The 16535-nt window shown below is 53.8% G+C and carries 14 protein-coding genes; 4 read left to right on the top strand and 10 right to left on the bottom strand.

Annotated features, from left to right (window positions below; genetic code table 11):
* Window position 1: 1 nt before the first annotated feature.
* Window positions 2–814: a YfaP family protein gene (locus QOL84_RS23740; RefSeq protein ID WP_283438807.1), complete on the top strand. Its 813-nt coding sequence runs from the start codon at window positions 2–4 to the stop codon at window positions 812–814.
* A gap of 517 nt (window positions 815–1331) precedes the next feature.
* Here QOL84_RS23740 and QOL84_RS23735 read toward each other — a convergent pair.
* From QOL84_RS23735 to QOL84_RS23720, 4 genes are all read right to left on the bottom strand, one after another.
* Window positions 1332–2501 (bottom strand): GGDEF domain-containing protein, encoded by a 1170-nt coding sequence (locus QOL84_RS23735; RefSeq protein WP_283438806.1) that lies wholly within the window; start codon window positions 2499–2501, stop codon window positions 1332–1334.
* Between the two features lie 201 nt (window positions 2502–2702).
* A complete protein-coding gene (darG, locus tag QOL84_RS23730; protein WP_283438805.1) occupies window positions 2703–3788 on the bottom strand; it encodes a type II toxin-antitoxin system antitoxin DNA ADP-ribosyl glycohydrolase DarG in 1086 nt (361 codons plus the stop codon).
* Window positions 3785–4429 (bottom strand): type II toxin-antitoxin system toxin DNA ADP-ribosyl transferase DarT, encoded by a 645-nt coding sequence (gene darT / locus QOL84_RS23725; RefSeq protein ID WP_283438804.1) that lies wholly within the window; start codon window positions 4427–4429, stop codon window positions 3785–3787. Before darT ends, darG begins: the two co-directional genes overlap by 4 nt.
* Complete coding sequence (locus QOL84_RS23720; protein WP_283438803.1) at window positions 4426–4827, bottom strand: DarT ssDNA thymidine ADP-ribosyltransferase family protein; 402 nt, start codon at window positions 4825–4827, stop codon at window positions 4426–4428. The genes darT and QOL84_RS23720 overlap by 4 nt, the downstream gene beginning before the upstream one ends.
* A 497-nt stretch (window positions 4828–5324) precedes the next feature.
* Between QOL84_RS23720 and hsdR the strand changes: the two genes are divergently transcribed.
* Genes hsdR through QOL84_RS23705 form a run of 3 tightly spaced genes read left to right on the top strand, consistent with a single transcriptional unit; the run spans window position 5325 to window position 10446 of the window.
* Window positions 5325–7712 carry an EcoAI/FtnUII family type I restriction enzme subunit R gene (gene hsdR, locus QOL84_RS23715; RefSeq protein WP_283438802.1) on the top strand — a complete coding sequence of 796 codons (2388 nt, stop codon included), beginning with the start codon at window positions 5325–5327 and terminating at the stop codon, window positions 7710–7712.
* Window positions 7713–7738: 26 nt separating this feature from the next.
* Window positions 7739–9163, top strand: coding sequence for a class I SAM-dependent DNA methyltransferase (locus QOL84_RS23710; protein ID WP_283438801.1), 1425 nt, complete (start codon window positions 7739–7741; stop codon window positions 9161–9163).
* Window positions 9163–10446: a restriction endonuclease subunit S gene (locus QOL84_RS23705; protein WP_283438800.1), complete on the top strand. Its 1284-nt coding sequence runs from the start codon at window positions 9163–9165 to the stop codon at window positions 10444–10446. The genes QOL84_RS23710 and QOL84_RS23705 overlap by 1 nt, the downstream gene beginning before the upstream one ends.
* Before the next feature lie 446 nt (window positions 10447–10892).
* On the opposite strand, the gene QOL84_RS23700 is transcribed toward QOL84_RS23705, so the two are convergent.
* The 6 genes from QOL84_RS23700 to QOL84_RS23675 form a co-directional block, all read right to left on the bottom strand.
* A complete protein-coding gene (locus QOL84_RS23700) occupies window positions 10893–11894 on the bottom strand; it encodes an SDH family Clp fold serine proteinase (RefSeq protein WP_283438799.1) in 1002 nt (333 codons plus the stop codon).
* Window positions 11895–12644: 750 nt separating this feature from the next.
* The gene (locus tag QOL84_RS23695; protein ID WP_283438798.1) at window positions 12645–13391 is read right to left on the bottom strand and encodes a S24 family peptidase; all 747 of its coding nucleotides are present in this window, start codon (window positions 13389–13391) and stop codon (window positions 12645–12647) included.
* A 221-nt stretch (window positions 13392–13612) separates the two neighbouring features.
* Window positions 13613–14140, bottom strand: coding sequence for an inorganic diphosphatase (gene ppa, locus QOL84_RS23690; protein ID WP_008052339.1), 528 nt, complete (start codon window positions 14138–14140; stop codon window positions 13613–13615).
* Between the two features lie 112 nt (window positions 14141–14252).
* Window positions 14253–15065, bottom strand: a complete 813-nt coding sequence (locus QOL84_RS23685) for a M90 family metallopeptidase (protein ID WP_283438797.1) — start codon at window positions 15063–15065, stop codon at window positions 14253–14255.
* 4 nt (window positions 15066–15069) lie between these two features.
* Window positions 15070–15720, bottom strand: coding sequence for a DedA family protein (locus tag QOL84_RS23680; protein ID WP_127929924.1), 651 nt, complete (start codon window positions 15718–15720; stop codon window positions 15070–15072).
* Window positions 15721–15968: 248 nt separating this feature from the next.
* A complete protein-coding gene (locus QOL84_RS23675; protein ID WP_129395684.1) occupies window positions 15969–16430 on the bottom strand; it encodes a GNAT family N-acetyltransferase in 462 nt (153 codons plus the stop codon).
* Window positions 16431–16535 lie beyond the last annotated feature (105 nt).

The raw sequence follows: 16535 nt of genomic DNA, 5'->3' as shown, positions 1-16535 counted from the left end.
CATGACACTTCGTTATCCACAGGTCTTGCTGCTGCTCTGCACGTTGACCGCGCTAGCGCCGGCGATGGCCGCCGACAGCGTCAAACTCGACACCCCGGTCGGCGGCTGGCGCAGTGGCGCACCGGAAGGCGAGGGCGAAAGCTTTCGCCAGACCGTCAACTACCCGGCCTCCTCGGTCAACACCCCGGTCGGCCAGGCCAACACCGCACGCATCAGCGGCCAGATCAAAGCCACACCGAAGAGCAATGAGCCCGGGCGATTGATCGTCAACGGCGTCAGCATGCCGCTGAAAATCGATGACAGCGGCCGCTTTGATCGCCCGTTCTCCTTCCCCAACGGCAGCAACAGCGTCGAAGTGCGCAGCCCCGACGGCCAGCAACGCCATCGCACGCAGTTCCTCAACACCAGCGGCGGCGCCACCCCGGCGAAACTGCGCGTGCTGCTGTCATGGGACAGCGACGGCACCGACCTCGATCTGCACCTCGTCACCCCCGACGGCGCACACATCTGGTACGGCAACCGCGTCGCGCCTAACGGTGCCGCGCTCGACGTCGACGTCACCACCGGTTACGGCCCGGAAATCTTCGCCATGCCAGCGCCGATCAAGGGCCAGTATCTGGTGTATGTGAATTACTACGGCGGCGGCTATCGCGGCGACGAGGATGGCGGTGATGAGGCGGTGCAACCGCTGACCACCGCGCAGGTCACGGTGATTACCGAGGAAGGCACGCCGAGCGAGAAGATGGAGACTTTCCTCGTACCGATGCGCGCGGTGGGGGAGCTGACGCTGGTGAAGTCGTTCAGTTATCCGTGAATCAACGGATCAGTCAGGAAAAACACCGCACAGCGCATTACCTTCGTAACCGTGAACGATCGGCCCCAGCACCATCAGTGGGCCACAGGCGTAGAGCGGGGATGGCACTGATTGTCGGGTGTTGAGCAAAACAGTCTCCCTCCCGAACTCGTCACTGCCGAAGGATTGCTCGGAGTACGAGTGGCAAACCGGCAGCTTCAACGGCACCGGAATCACCAGCGCCCAGACAGTGATTCCGCACCATTCGCGGGTGGGTGCCGATGTTGCTGTCCGGGTGATTTGCGGGGTGATTGAGCGGTAGCTTTGCGCTCTGTAAGCGTCGGTTTTCAGTGTGACTTTTTCTGGCAGGGAGATGCCTACCCCGACACATCCGGTCAAGCAAAGGTACAGGGTGGTTGCGGCAACGGATTTCAGTTGTGAGCTCGGAGTGTGGGGGATCAATTGCTAACTTCCTTGTGGAGCGTTTCTCTGATTTATAACCCGGCCAGCTGCGTTGGACGGCTAGTTAAAAGGGTTTTTACGCTAGACCCAGATACAACGAGCGCAACGTCTGAACACGGTTGCGCCCCTGATGCTTGGCACCGTACAGCGCCTGATCCGCCTCCGACAGCAGGCGCGACAGGTCGTAACCCGACTCACGGGTGGTGACCACGCCGATACTGACGCTGAGCAGCCCCGGTTCCAGGATGGAGAGCCGGGCGAAGGAGAGACGGATTCGCTCGGCAATCTCCAGTGCAGTCTGCTCATCGCATGCGCAGAGCAGACAGGCAAACTCCTCGCCACCGATGCGGCCGAACACATCCTCTTTGCGCACGCTTTTCATCAGGACTTCGCTGAACGCAATCAACGCTTGATCGCCGACAGGATGGCCGTAGGTGTCGTTCAAACGCTTGAAGTGATCCAGATCGCAAAGGAGCAACGCCGCCGGTTCGGCCCGCTGCTGACAGCCGTCCAGCAAGTGACTGGCGTGCTGCATGAACGCGCGACGATTGCCTATGCCGGTCAACGGATCGCTGAACGCCGCGGCCTTGAGCTTGAGTTCGGCGCGTTCCTTGACCATCGCCAAGGTGATGTAAGCAATGCCGATGACATACAACATCGACTCGAACAGCATGAACGAGAAAAACGGCACGCCTTCGCCACTGCCCAGCAAGGCTTTGGTCACCGGCAGCCCGTCATCGGTCGCGCTGCGCACCGCATAAAAAATGGTGTGCAAAACAGTCAGCACCAACGCCGGCATGAACGCAATGTCCAGGCTGTGACGGTTGCGCCAGAGTTCCAATGTCGTCAGCACGCCATACCCGAATGCCAGCAGAGAGTAGATCAGCACTCGATTCGCCATCGAGTCGTAAAAGGCGGGCATCAGGCACAACAGCAGCCAGACCACAGAACCCGCCAAAATGCCCGGCAGGTAAGGTTTGCGACCCATCAGCGTGCGCATGGCCGTCCAGTTCATCGCGGCGCTGAGCAACAGAACAATGTTGCCGAAGATGATCGGAACGAAATCCACCCCGCGATCCCGCCAACTCACCAGCACCACGCCCAGCGCGCCCAACAGCATCATGCTGCCAAGGTAGGCCAGCGGCGGCTCGCGGGTTTCGCGATACCAGGCGTGCAGCGTCAACAGCCCCATCAAAAAGAAGACGAAGACGGAAACGACCAGCAGGGTCGGGATATGCAGGGCCATTCCATGGATTCCCGTGAGGCTCAATACCGGAATCCGGCCGGGGTCGGGGATGCGGGTAAAAAGGGGTGGTTATGAGGCGGGATTTAGCACTGTGGGGGTTGGGTTTGGCAAGTGTTGGCGCGTGGACTTGAGGATTGTCTAAACCATGCAATGGGCAGCAGAGCAATTGTGAAGCAGCAATTGCCCTGTCTCGCTCTAGCGTCAGGCCGCTATGTTTGGACTGAAGCTGCTGGAAGTCAGGCGTTCGATTGCAATCCCCAGAGCTTGATCGTCAAATAGTTTGTTTTTCCGCGCCGCAGCACTGGAGCCACCCTCCCAATTCATCAGCGCTTCGCGTAAAGCTGGAAGGGTTGGCGCAACACCATCATGAATCAGCAACCAGTCGACAGTCGCGAGCAACTCCATGCCAAAAGGTGATTCAAAGCCATCAATCAATTCAGCCGTGCGCTCTAAAGCTTGGGAGTATTCCTTGGCTTCAGTCTTGAGGTAGGTCTGCAAGAAGGCTTTGCGATCTTGATCAAACCAAATTACATCGGTGATTCCGGCATCACTGATGCGCTTGTCGCAATGTAGATAGCTTCCGTCCAGATTGTTGAGCAGATGTTCTAATCGATTGGCGTACGGGCCGAATTTACCAGCAACGAATTTGAGATCCAGCGGGTTCTCAGTATTGGGAAGTTTCACGATTGCGCGCTCAAGAAACCAGGCCAGTTTCTGAATCTCGAGCAGGCTGCATTCCATGCCCAGAACCCAATAGCGTCGAACCAGTTCTGCAATCAGCGCCCGTGCCGGAGTGAGTTGCTCAACTCCGTTGCGTTTAGCGACATTCAGGTACTGATTGGAGGGTTCGAACACCAATACATCCACATCCAGATCGTCCAGCACCTCAACGATTTGCTCACGCACTTCAGGCCACTTCAACCCACCATTACCAGCACCTAGCGGCGGGACGGCAACGGACTTCACATCGTTTTCTATCAAGAAGCGACGCAGATCATGCAGTCCCTCGATTATCCACGCCATTTGCGACGGAGAGCGCCAATGACGCTTGGTAGGGAAGTTCACGATCCAGCGTGGGCCATCGAGTTCATTGGTGGCCGTCACATGCATCTTGCCGGTTTCCACTTCACCAGCCTTGCACGCGGCTGCATACAGTCGGTAATTCTGCGCAAAGCGTTCTTTGAACATCAAAGCGATGCCTTTTCCCATCACACCCACGGTGTTCACCGTGTTAACGAGGGCTTCGGTCTTGGCTTCCAGAAGGTTGCCTTGGGTAAATCTGATCATTGGAAATACCATTTGGGGCGCGCATGGACTGGCAACGTCAGGCCTCTAGCGGCAACGTCTGCTTCTATGCGTACTTTCATTGCATCGTTGTGGCACACGATGCCCAGTAGTCCCGTAATCGGTAAGTGATGGTGAATCAGTGCCTCAGCCTGATAACGCTCCATTTTGCGAGGATCATCAGGATCGCGCTTGAAGTCGCGTCGTTGAAGGATACACCAGTCGATCCGGTCGAGATCCGCCAGATCGCTGTAATAGTCTGTCCAATTTGGGTAGGCATGTGCGTTTGTGAAGACAAACGGTAGGCCCAGCTCTAAAACGCGATAAAGGCTGGAGACGAGAATGACGATCTCGTCGTTGGTGCGTTGCTGAACGCTCCAGCCTGAATGAATGTTCTGCATCATTACCGAGAAGGGCGTGAAGTAGAAGGGCACGTAGTCGGCCAGAACGCCTTCGGGTGCGATAGGCACCTGGCGTGAACGGCGTTTGTCGATCAAGTCGACGTTGCCGATGTTCACGTACTGAGGTGCCTGTACTTCCGAGTTCGCGCAACGCAGACCGTTATCCAGAATCCAGGGCAGGTTATCGCGATGGACGATACGCCAAATCAGAGCCTTCTCTGGATTCAGGTTGGTGTAGTTCATTGATAAAACATTCTCTGGTTCACGCCCGTGAGCACCTTAACACCGGCCGCCTGCATCTTTGCCAAGCAAAGCGCATCTACTTCTTCATTTGGTGTGAAGATTTTGAAGAACTCAGCGGTTTTAACAATTCCGGGCGCGAGACATTCCGCCATGCAGATGCTCTTGCAGTGTGGGTCTTGGTATTCGCGACTATTCATCACGCCCCACTCGATAGCTTCAAATCCCTGTTCGTAATCGAGTAACTGAATAGAGTCGCCAGCCAAAGGGTGGCGGGGGACGGTTTTCCAACCGTTTTGCTTGGCCGTTGACCTGTACACCGAGATCAGTACGAACTCGGCTTTCGGCTCGCGGCGTTGGACGGCCCCTTCAAAAGGGTTTCGCGACAGGCAGCGAGCCAAAGGTGGGCGGTCATAGGCGTCTCAGAATTACCGGCCGATTCATTACTTGGATAAGCGGCTATAGGCGGGCGTTCAATCCGACAATTGCTGAGGTTTGCGTTGAGTGCCTCAATCGAGATAAAAGCTCCGGCCAAACAGACAACTCGAATGCAAACCTGCACGAAGTCAATCCCCTAGCAGAGCTCGGTAAATCGGATGCTGGTGGTGTGGTTGGTGGTGGCAACGCGGATTAGGTATCGGATGGCTTGGTATGACCTTACGGTTCTGGATTGACACTGCCAACGCAACCTGAATTCCTATATAAAGCCCGCTATGCTGGCAATTTCTAATTGACGTCAATCCCCTGAACCGACACAACCTATCCCCGCCACCATAAAAGTTGTAGGTGAGTGACTACGTGACCGTAGGCTTTTAAGATCTCTCTTAAGCCCCTGAACATGGTTATTGTGCCTTTACGCCCACCCATGGCCGAATAAACCCAAGGACTCGACCATCAGATGACGAATAAAAAGGACTTATCAGAGCGTGACATCTGCACCAAGTTCATTACACCGGCGCTGGAACAGGCGGGCTGGGACATGCAGAAGCAGGTTCGCGAAGAAGTGAGCTTCACCGATGGCCGTATCTATGTGAAGGGCAACCTGACAACCCGGGGCAAGCGCAAGCGGGCGGACTACGTTCTTTATTACAAGCCAAACATTCCAGTCGCCATCATCGAGGCCAAAGACAATGGGCAAACGGTGATGGCGGGCATTCAGCAGGGGTTGGATTACGCCACCATTCTTGATATTCCCACGGTGTACAGCAGTAACGGCGATGGTTTCTACGAGCATGACCGCACTGCCCTCAGCGGCAGCATTGAGCGTGAAATCTCGTTGAGTGAATTTCCAACTCCGGAACAACTCTGGGAGCGCTATAAGCGCTATAAGGGCATCGCCACACCAGAGGCTGAGCGTATCAGCGCACAGGATTACTTCTTTGACGGCACAAGCCGGAGCCCGCGTTACTACCAGCAAATCGCCATAAACCGCACAGTGGAGGCCGTTGCCAATGGCCAGGAGCGTGTCTTGCTGACTATGGCCACCGGCACCGGCAAAACCTACACCGCCTTCCAGATCATTCACCGCCTCTGGAAAGCTGGCGCTAAAAAACGCATCCTGTTTCTGGCGGACCGCAACGCCTTGATTGACCAAACGCGCCGTGGCGACTTCCGGCATTTCAAAGACAAAATGACGGTTATTAAAAATAAGAAAATCGATAAATCCTACGAAATCTATTTGGCGTTGTATCAAGGGCTCACCAGTTACAATGAGGACAAGGATGCTTTCCGGGAATTCAGCCCCGATTTTTTTGATCTGATTGTCATCGACGAGTGCCACCGTGGAAGTGCGTCGGAAGATAGCGCATGGCGCGAAATCCTCGATTATTTCAAAACTGCAACTCACATTGGCCTGACAGCAACGCCCAGGGAAACCGAAACCGTTTCAAGCACTGAATACTTTGGCGATCCAATCTATATCTATTCACTCAAGCAAGGCATACAGGATGGCTTTCTGGCCCCTTACAAGGTGTTACGCGTAGGCCTCAATGTCGATCTTGAAGGGTGGCGGCCTGAGGCGGGCAAAACAGATAAAAGCGGCCAGTTGGTGGATGACCGCATATACAACCGTAAGGATTTCGACAAAAACCTGGTGATCGACGAACGCACGGAAGCAGTGGCCCAAAAAATCAGTGAGTATCTGAAAAAAACTAACCGCTTCGACAAAGCCATCGTATTCTGTGTGGATATTGACCACGCTCAGCGCATGCGCTCAGCCCTGGCTAATGCAAACAGTGACCTGATGGCGCAGAACCCCAAGTACATAATGCAGATCACCGGTGATAATGACGAAGGCAAGCGCGAACTGGATAACTTCATCAGTCCCGAAGAGCGCTACCCGGTTATTGCCACCACATCCAAATTGATGACCACCGGAGTCGATGCGCAAACCTGCAAGTTGATCGTGCTCGATAGCAACATCGGTTCCATGACCGAATTCAAGCAGATCATCGGGCGTGGCACCCGCATCAATGAAGAGTTTGGCAAAACCTTTTTCACCATTCTTGATTTCCGTAATGTCACCGACTTGTTTGCCGACCCGGACTTCGATGGTGATCCGGTGCGAGTCAAAGAGCTGGGAGAGGATGAGGAATTTGAAACCCCGGAAGACGAGGCGAGCGAAGGAGATACCATCACCGATGAAGAAGGTAAAGAGATCATCTTTGAGCCGCCAACCGAACCACCAGAAATCATCGATGGCGGCGACATCATTAGCGAACCACGGCGCAAGCTTTACGTTAACGGCGTCAATGTTTCCATTCTCAACGAACGTATTCAGTACATGGATGGTAATGGCAAGTTAATTACCGGCAGTCTGAAAGACTACACCCGTCAAAAGGTTCGTGAACAATACCAGTCACTGAATGATTTTCTTAGCAAATGGCGTAGCGCAGACAAAAAGCAGGCGATCATCGACGAGCTTACCGAGCAGGGAATCGTGCTGGAAAACCTCAAAGATGCCATCGGTAAGGAAATGGACATCTTCGACATGATCTGCCACACGGCCTTTGACCAGCCACCACTCACTCGTGCCGAGCGCGCCAAACAGGTCAGAAAGCGTGATGTATTCAGCCAGTACGGCGAACAGGCGCGCAAGGTACTGGACGCCTTGCTTGATAAATATGCCGATGAAGGCATAGAGAATATTGAGGACATCAAGGTGCTAAAGATCAATCCATTCGACCGGTTCGGCACCCCAACCGAAATCATAAATTTATTTGGCGGCAAGCAGAATTACTTACAAGCATTAACTCAGCTCGAACAAGCCCTTTATCAAGTGGCTTGAATCGCTAACACGAGAGCAGTAAAACAATGGCAAATGTATCAGGCATAGTAAAGTCTGCCCGTAAAATCATGCGGCAAGATACCGGCACCGGCAGCGATGAGCTGCGTATTTTGCAACTGGGCTGGATGTTGTTTCTGAAAATCTTCAGCGATAAAGACAAAGAGCTTGAGCTGATGGACGATAACTATATATCACCCATTCCCGCCGACTTGCACTGGGACCAATGGGCAGGCAATGACGAAGGCATGACCGGCGACGAGTTGTTAAAGTTTGTCGACCGCAAACTCTTCCCTACACTGTCGGAAATTGACCTATCCAACGCTAAGCGCCGCGCGGTACTGGTGCATGAAGTCTTCGCCAACAACTACAACTATATGAAATCCGGCATTCACTTACGCCAAGTCATCAACAAGCTGAACGAAATCGACTTCAACAACAGCAAAGATCTGCATCTATTCGGCCAAATTTACGAGACATTTTTGAGCGAGCTTCAAAGCGCCGGTACGTTGGGGGAGTTCTACACCCCCCGAGCTATTACCCAGTTTATGACCGAGATGGTGAATCCCGCGCACGGCGATACCGTACTCGACCCTGCATGCGGCACCGGCGGCTTTTTGACCGCCGTGATCGAGCATCTAAAAGCCACTGCCAGCAATGTTGCTGAGAGCGAAGCCATTGGTAACAACGTCCGTGGTTGGGAGTACAAACCGTTACCCTATATTTTGGCCAATACCAACCTGATTTTGCATGACATTGTTACGCCCAATATTCAGTTTGGCGACTCCCTGCAAAGGCCTTTGAGCGAGTACACCCGTAAGGATCGGGTGGAGGTGATTATCGCCAACCCGCCTTTTGGTGGCGTGGTTTCCAACAATAACGAAAACAACTTCCCGCAGACCTACCGCACCAAGGAATCGGCGGATCTGTTTTTGATCCTGATGATTCACCTTCTCAACAACGGAGGCCGTGCCGCTATTGTGCTTCCTGATGGTTCCCTTACCGGCGATGGCGTGAAGCAGCGAATTCGCCAGAAGTTGCTGGAAGACTGCAATCTGCACACCATCGTGCGCCTGCCCAACTCCGTGTTTCAGCCCTACGCCTCTGTGGCCACCAACCTACTGTTTTTTACCAAAGGCGAGCCGACAAAAAACATTTGGTTTTATGAACACAAGTTACCAGAAGGCTACAAGGCTTACTCCAAAACCAAGCCGATCGAGCTGGCCGAGTTCGATGCCCTGAAGGCTTGGTGGATCAACCGGGAAGTGAACGAGCAGGCTTGGCAGGTGAATATCGACACCATCAAGGCAGACGGCTACAACCTCGACATTAATAACCCGCACCGCGCTAAAGAAGATAAGCAATATAGCAGCACTGAATTGCTCGACCTCCTGCATCAATCTTTTGCCAATGGTGATCAATTGCTGGATCAACTCCGTAGGGAGCTCGTGTAGTGAAGCTTGTAAAGCTCAATGCCCTGTGCGATTTTGAAAAAGGTTCGACAGGATTGGCCAAGGCGGAACCAGGCGAATACCCTCTGGTAACTACCGGCGCGGAACGAAAAACCAGCAACACCTATCAGTTTGATACTAAGGCCGTCTGTATTCCTCTTGTATCTTCAACGGGTCACGGCCATGCAAGCCTAAAGAATGTGCATTATCAAGAAGGGAAATTCGCACTGGGTTCCATTTTGGTAGCACTGACCAGCAAAGATGAAAGCAAGTTGGATATTCAGTTCCTTCATTTGTATTTGTCACAATTGAAAGACCGTGTTCTGGTTCCACTGATGAGTGGTGCTGCTAATGTGGCGTTATCTGTCAAAAAAATACAGGGTATTGAAATTCCTTTGCCATCTATCGGGAGGCAGCTTGAAATTGTTGAGAAATTTAAGTCGATTGTTATTGAAGAATGTGAACTAAAAGCAGAACTCACCCATCAACAATTCCTTTTGAAAAAACTGCGCCAACAGATTTTGCATGAAGCCATTGAAGGCAAGCTTACGGTTGAATGGCGTGCTCAAAATCCGTGCGTGGAACCAGCTAGCGAATTGCTTGAACGCATCGGCGCTGAACATGCGGAACGAGACAAAGGGAGGAGAACCAATGCACAGAAACAGCTGCCTCCCATGGATGGCGAGGAAAAGCCGTTTGAACTGCCGAGTGGGTGGGCTTGGTGTAGGCTGGGTGATTTAATCAGCATTAGCTCCGGAGACGGTTTGATATCTTCACAAATGAATGGTGGTGATATTCCCGTATTTGGTGGTAATGGCATCAATGGGTATCACGACGCTTATAACACTAATGAGGCAACAGTCACTATCGGGAGAGTTGGAGCATATTGCGGTGCAGTTCACTTAACTCCAGAATACTCCTGGGTAACGGATAACTGTTTCAGGGTTTATTTCAGCAAAAAAAACATCGATACAGAGTATATATTGCTTCATTTGAAGCAAATGGACTTAGGGAGGTCTTCGTATAAAGGAGCTCAGCCTGTAATTAGTGGGAAAAGAGTTTATCCGCTGTTGACCCAGCTACCCCCATTTCGTGAACAACAAGCCATAGTCGCAAAAGTAGAAAAGCTCCTAAAACTTTGCGATCAACTGGAGACCCTATTAAGCCGGAACCAAGTTTATGCCAAACAGCTGATGCAAAAAGTTTTAAAAGAGGCCTTCAGCTACCACGGCGAGTACGAACCATCGAAATGCGACTCTTATGGTTCCGAATATGCTCACGACTAGGGCGGATGGATAGCCGTGTGAAGACCATTGCTTCAAGGACGTACTAGCATCACCGACGAAAAGGTAGTTACCAGTCTCTGCATGGTGCCGATAAGGGGCAGCGAGTTCTCCGCATCAAATATCGATCGTGGAGTTTTTCATAACGCGCTCATGAAATCTTTATTTGGCTGGAGCGCCAGTCTTAAGCTTCAGCATTAAGGGGGAGGAGTCTATACATATTGATTGTCCACCCTCGGCGGACCTCTGCCGTTGCTCACTGGCAGTTATTGGTCACTCCCAATCGCGACGGACAGTATTCGGTGATAGCAGCCATTTGTTAATTACTCAGAGGTCGAAGCTAAAGCGCAACTAAAAGTGCTGAGAATTCTCTTCGCTTTTGAGTGCTCACAAAAAAGCCCGGCATCAACCGGGCTTCATTGAAAACAAAACTTTAAGGCCGGCTGAAATCAGTTGCCCTCGGGATTGGGAATTGGCTCGCGGACTTCACCTGCCCCTTGGATAGCTCGTTCATCAGGCTCAGCAGGTCCATCGTCGGCGGGGTAGGTGTCGCCGGCTGCTTGCTCGTTCCGACCTTCTTGTCCTGGCTCGACTGGAACATCTTCATTACCTTCATTAGGTGCTTGCGCTTGAATTAAGAACGTGAAAGGAGGTCGCTGAGCAGGATTGTTGCACAATTCATAGAGGCTTTCGACTACGGCCTGCTCCCGCTCATCTGGCGCACGCACGTTCTTGAACAGGCTTGTGGCTTCCTTTCGGTCAATCACAAACCCATGAGAAGGGTAGTCCAAAACCAAGGACTTCAACGCTGCCTCACCCTTCAAATTCTTGATTTTTTCGTCCAATCGCTTTCCATAGGAAAACGCTATGGAAATCGCCCTTTGTGATTCTCCGATCTTATAAGGGTCAATTTGTGCATATATTGGAGAAACCAACCCTTGTGCCAATTTGGTGGCGATTTCAGCGGCAGTCTTGGTCGTTACCTCTAGATCAACCTTCAGTTCAACCAAGGTCGACTTCAGTATATCCGCTGATTGGGTACGCAGAAATGCCATGGCCTGTGTGATATCTAGACCTGATGACATATCAAACAGTTCATCCGGCTTTTTGAGTTGCATATCCAAAGGGCCTAGCTCGCCCTTGTCAGAAATCACCAACTGATCAGCACCTATAGCAAGAAGCGTTCCAGCACTCTTGCAAAAAGTGGGTATCACCAAGGTGAGATGGTTGTAGTGATGTCTTAAGGCTCTCGCGATCCTATAGCCCGCATCAGGATCGCCTCCATAAGTAGCTAGAAAAAGATAAGCCTCGGTCGTCTGCTGCTTAGTAAACCACTCAGTCATCTGGTCATAGCCAGCGCGGCTCATTGACCCGAGGTAGAGATAGCAATCCTTTCCTGAATCCCGGCTCAGTTGTTCCAGCCTAGAGAACGCCTGCGATCCTGCTGCCATGGAAAACTCCGTTGATGAACGCTATACCTAAGCGACAACGATAGCCTTTTGGCGCCACATTGCGACCCTAGAGTCTTCAACCAGAGGTCTAGCCATCTCCAAAGCATTTTTCAGCGTGTGTATTCGTCGATTTCTGCTGACGCTGACCGGCTCCATTGAGTCGATACTCCCCCTGCGTGACCACGAGCGTGCTTGTCAAATGTCATCGCATATAGGCGGCAAGTCTGTGCTATTGCATCGCGGTCGCGTCTTTGTGTCCCCTGTACGCTTTAGTCTTTGACTTCAGTCAGGCCGGCAAAACGAACCGAACCGAACCGTTAGCGCAGCGACAACCCAGTGCCTGGGTGTGGGTCAAGGTGTGGGTCATTTTTAAATTTGTTTACAAATGCCTTTATTTTCAAAGCCTTAAGGCATTAAAAAGCCGGCTTGTGGCCGGCTTCTCGGGGACTGGCTTGGCCTATTTTTGGTAAGCCTTGCCAGCCTTCAAAACGTACATCCGGATCTGCGTCCGGCTGTGGGACTTGGTCAGACGTTGGTCTGCCGCGTCGGGCGCTCTCTGAGCCGCGGGGCGGGTCGATGCGCAAATGTGGGGCGCAGGATACTGAGTTTTGCTTAGGATTCCCAGCCTGAAGTGCGGGTTAGAGCGACTTCTGCGCCACAAATCCGGAATTTGTACCGTTTGTCCGGGCCTCTTCGCGAGCAGGCTCGCTCCCACAGGGTTCAGTGCAGACTCGAAAAAAACGCATCAGGTCAAAGAAACGGCACCACCGGCCGGCGCTTGCCCACGGTCGACCACCAGAATACCCAGCCCAGTATGTGAATCCTTTGTTCCTCGATCTGTGCTGAGCGGAAGACTTCGTCCGGGTATTCGGCGCTGTTGTGGCTGCGCAGTCGCAAGCCGTTGCCGGGCATGCGGTGCAGGTATTTGATGCGCAACATGCCGTCGTGTTCGATGGCGTAGATTTCGCCGTCGACGACTTGTGTCAGGCCTCGGTCGATGGCGACGACGGAGCCGTCTTCGATGCGTTCGGCCATGCTGTTGCCGATCATGTGGGCGCAGATGGCGTCGGCGTGTCTGACTTCGAGTTGATCCAGGTGGCTGCGCAGCAGGCGGATCGACTGCTCAGGGTCCTGGATGACGTGGGTTTTGCCCGAGCCGTTGCTGAGCGGGGTTTCCTTGAAGAACGTCAGATTGATGTCGTTGGGATCGATGACCGTGTAGACGCCGCGAATGGCCTGGGCGTCGAAGGTGTCGCCGTTGCTGGCGGGTGCGTTGAGGCTGGGCGATTCTTTGCTGCCTTCGCCGGTTTTCAGCCATTCGCTGTTGACGGACAGCAGGCGTGAGACTTCTTCCATGCGATACGCCGGGACGCCCCGGGTGTACCAGTTGTGGACATTTTGGGCTTCCGTGCCCCAGAACTTTGCGAAACCCGTGGTGGTGATGTTCGCTGCTTCCAGGAGTGCCTTGAATCTTGGACCGCTAGTGTTCGTTCTCATAAACACAGAGTCTACGGCCGTGCCAGAGCGGTTTGAATAAACCGGGCGTTCAAAAACGGGCTGAATTTTGCGACGGGATGTAAGACGTTCTTGTAGGAAATTAAACAGGTTAAAACTGCGTCGTGCAGAATTTAAACGATCCGTTTAATGCGCAGGTTCTCGCGCACAAAAAACCCCGTGTAACCGGGGTTTTCTTCAAGCATCACGCAGGTCGCAGGTTATCAGCCTTTGTAGGCAGCAACCGACTTGGTGATCGCGTCGCGGGCGGCGTCTGCACCGGCCCAGCCTTCGATCTTGACCCATTTGCCTTTTTCGAGATCTTTGTAGTTCGCGAAGAAGTGCTCGATCTGCTGGATCAGCAGTGGCGGCAGGTCGGTGTATTCCTTCACATCGACGTACAGCTGGGACAGCTTGTCGTGTGGGACTGCGATGACCTTGGCGTCGCCGCCGCCGTCGTCGGTCATGTTCAGGATGCCGACTGGACGCGCGCGGATCACCGAGCCTGGAGCAACCGGGTAAGGGGTCACAACCAGCACGTCGAGGGGATCACCGTCGTCAGCCAGGGTGTTCGGGATGTAACCGTAGTTGGCCGGGTAGAACATTGGGGTGGCCATGAAACGGTCAACGAACAGGCAATCGCTGTCTTTGTCGATTTCGTATTTGATCGGCGCGTGGTTGGCCGGGATCTCGATCGCGACGTAGATGTCGTTCGGCAGGTCTTTGCCAGCCGGAATCTTGCTGTAGCTCATTGGGCGTTGCCCCCGTAGTTGACCAAAAACACTTGGCCGGATTGACCAAAAAGTGGCGGCGATTATAGGCATATTCTGCCGTCGACGCCATGCAGCGAAAGTCGTGCAGCGCTCAGTCGTGAGCCTGATAGACCGGGTCTGTGGCCTGAAGTTGCCGCAATCTGCCCAACGGATCCTGACGGTAGAAAAGCCTGAGCTGCGCATAGACCTGTGGATAAGCCTCTTCGAGCAGATCCGGGGCGCTGAAGAAGTATTCGCTGGTGACAGCGAAGAACTCGGCGGGGTTTTCGGCGGCGTAGGGGTCGATGGCGGTTTCGGCGTCGGGATTGCGGTCGAGCTGGCGGTTGAGGTCGTCGTAGGCGTTTTGCATGACTTCGGCCCAGTCGCTGACGCGCATGTCAGTGTGCAGCGGCGGCAGGCCGTTGGCGTCACCGTTGAGCATGTCGAGTTTGTGCGCCAGTTCGTGGATCACCAGGTTGTAACCTTCCCAGCCACCACTGGCCATCACACCGGGCCACGCGAGAATGATCGGCCCCTGCTGCCAAGCCTCGCCGCTGTGCTCGCCGTCCCACTCGTGTTCGACGCCGCTGGCATCGCGATGGCGCTGCGGGCTGAGGAAGTCATCGGGATAGAGGACGATCTCGTGAAAGCCCTGATACCAGTTCAAATCGCCCAGATTGAGCAGCGGCAATTGTGCCTGGGCCGCGAGCAACAGGCGTTGTTCCTGGTGCAGTTCGACGCCGGGCAGGGCGGTCAGGTGTTTTTCTTCGAGAAATAATACGCAGGCCTCGCGCAGCCACTGGTCTTCAGCGCTGCTGATGCCGTCGAGAAAACTCAGGTGATGGCGCACCCGTTGCCACAGGTCGTCGGCAATCGGGTGCTTCGCGAGGATGCGCCGGCGACGCCAGGCGCTCAGCGACCACACGGGCTTAGTGCGATTGCGCTTTGGTGCCGCCGAAACGGCTGCGAACCACGCCGAGGATCATCGGCACCAGCGACAGCAGGATGATTGCCACGACCAGCAACGACAGGTTTTTCTTGATGAACGGTACGTTGCCGAAGAAGTAGCCCAGTGTCACCAGACCGCCGACCCAGAGGATCGTGCCAAGTACGCTGAAACCGAAGAAACGCGGGTACGGCATCTTCGCCACGCCGGCGACGAATGGGGCAAAGGTACGAATGATCGGCAGGAAACGCGCCAGGGTCACGGTCTTGCCACCGTGCTTGTCATAGAAGTCGTGGGTTTTCTGCAGATAGTCGCGGCGGAAGATTTTCGAGTTCGGGTTGCTGAACAAGCGTTCGCCCGCCGTTCGTCCGATCACGTAGTTGGTGCTGTCACCGAGTATCGCCGCGAGCATCAGCAAACCACCGAGCAATACCGGGTCCATTCCGCCGCCCGCTGCCACGGCACCGGCAATGAACAACAGCGAGTCACCCGGCAGGAACGGCATCACCACCAGACCGGTTTCGCAGAAAATCACCAGAAACAGGATGGCGTAGATCCATGGCCCGTAGTTGTTCACCAGCAGATCGAGGTAGACGTCGAGATGCAGGATAAGGTCGAGCGGGTTGAAATCCATGGGGGCACCTGTGGTGACGGCCCGACTCAGCGGGTCTGTGCGGGTGGATCGGGTGTAAGCCTACAGCCAGGTGTAGTTTTTCTTACAAGCCGGAAAGCTCGGGATTATACGGTTTGAGAGATGAAAAGCGTGTTGGTTTTGTAGCGGGGGATGTCGGGCGTGAAAATTTGTCAGGGACACAGCAGGGATGGGTGGGGCGAAGAGATCGCAGCCTTCGGCAGCTCTTACAGGCTGCGATCTTCTGATTTTCAGAGCTCGTCGCTGATCGGCAGCACGTAGTTCTTGAACTCGGTGTCTTCCTTGAATCCGATGGATTCATAGGTTTTCTGCGCGACTTCGTTATTGCTGCTGGTGGAGACGCGCATGCGCACGGCCTGGGTTTCCTTGGCCATTTTCTTCGCGGTGCGGATCAGGTTGTCGGCGACCAGTTGGCGGCGGGCATCTTCGGCGACATAGATGTCGTTGAGGATCCACACGCGCTTGAGCGACAACGAGGAAAAGCTTGGATACAACTGACAGAAGCCCATCAGCTTCTTGTCGTCATCATCGGCCAGGGCCAGATAAATCACCGATTCCTTGCGCCGCAGGCGTTTTTCGAGAAACGCGCGGGAGGAGTCCGGATAAGGCAGGGAACCGTAGAACTCGCGATATCTGACGAACAACGGGGTCAACAAATCCAGATGTTCGAGGGTCGCTTGAATAATCCGCATGATAGGTCTCGTCTTCAAGTGGCTGTCTTCAACTGCTCTGACGGCGATTGGGAAACCCTGGCGGCCGTGCATCGATCCTGCCTGAAACCAGCGCAGAAACGCAAT

The sequence above is a fragment of the Pseudomonas helmanticensis genome, from assembly GCF_900182985.1.
Classification (GTDB): domain Bacteria; phylum Pseudomonadota; class Gammaproteobacteria; order Pseudomonadales; family Pseudomonadaceae; genus Aquipseudomonas; species Aquipseudomonas helmanticensis.
The sequence above is the reverse complement of the archived record's forward strand: the minus strand, read 5'-3'. Positions and strand labels throughout refer to the sequence as shown.

Coding starts and splice junctions, on each gene's coding strand:
- QOL84_RS23740 (WP_283438807.1), top strand. CDS start 2: ATGACACTTCGTTATCCACAGGTCTTGCTGCTGCTCTGCACGTTGACC.
- QOL84_RS23735 (WP_283438806.1), bottom strand. CDS start 2,501: ATGGCCCTGCATATCCCGACCCTGCTGGTCGTTTCCGTCTTCGTCTTC.
- darG (WP_283438805.1), bottom strand. CDS start 3,788: ATGATCAGATTTACCCAAGGCAACCTTCTGGAAGCCAAGACCGAAGCC.
- darT (WP_283438804.1), bottom strand. CDS start 4,429: ATGAACTACACCAACCTGAATCCAGAGAAGGCTCTGATTTGGCGTATC.
- hsdR (WP_283438802.1), top strand. CDS start 5,325: ATGACGAATAAAAAGGACTTATCAGAGCGTGACATCTGCACCAAGTTC.
- QOL84_RS23710 (WP_283438801.1), top strand. CDS start 7,739: ATGGCAAATGTATCAGGCATAGTAAAGTCTGCCCGTAAAATCATGCGG.
- QOL84_RS23700 (WP_283438799.1), bottom strand. CDS start 11,894: ATGGCAGCAGGATCGCAGGCGTTCTCTAGGCTGGAACAACTGAGCCGG.
- QOL84_RS23695 (WP_283438798.1), bottom strand. CDS start 13,391: ATGAGAACGAACACTAGCGGTCCAAGATTCAAGGCACTCCTGGAAGCA.
- ppa (WP_008052339.1), bottom strand. CDS start 14,140: ATGAGCTACAGCAAGATTCCGGCTGGCAAAGACCTGCCGAACGACATC.
- QOL84_RS23680 (WP_127929924.1), bottom strand. CDS start 15,720: ATGGATTTCAACCCGCTCGACCTTATCCTGCATCTCGACGTCTACCTC.
- QOL84_RS23675 (WP_129395684.1), bottom strand. CDS start 16,430: ATGCGGATTATTCAAGCGACCCTCGAACATCTGGATTTGTTGACCCCG.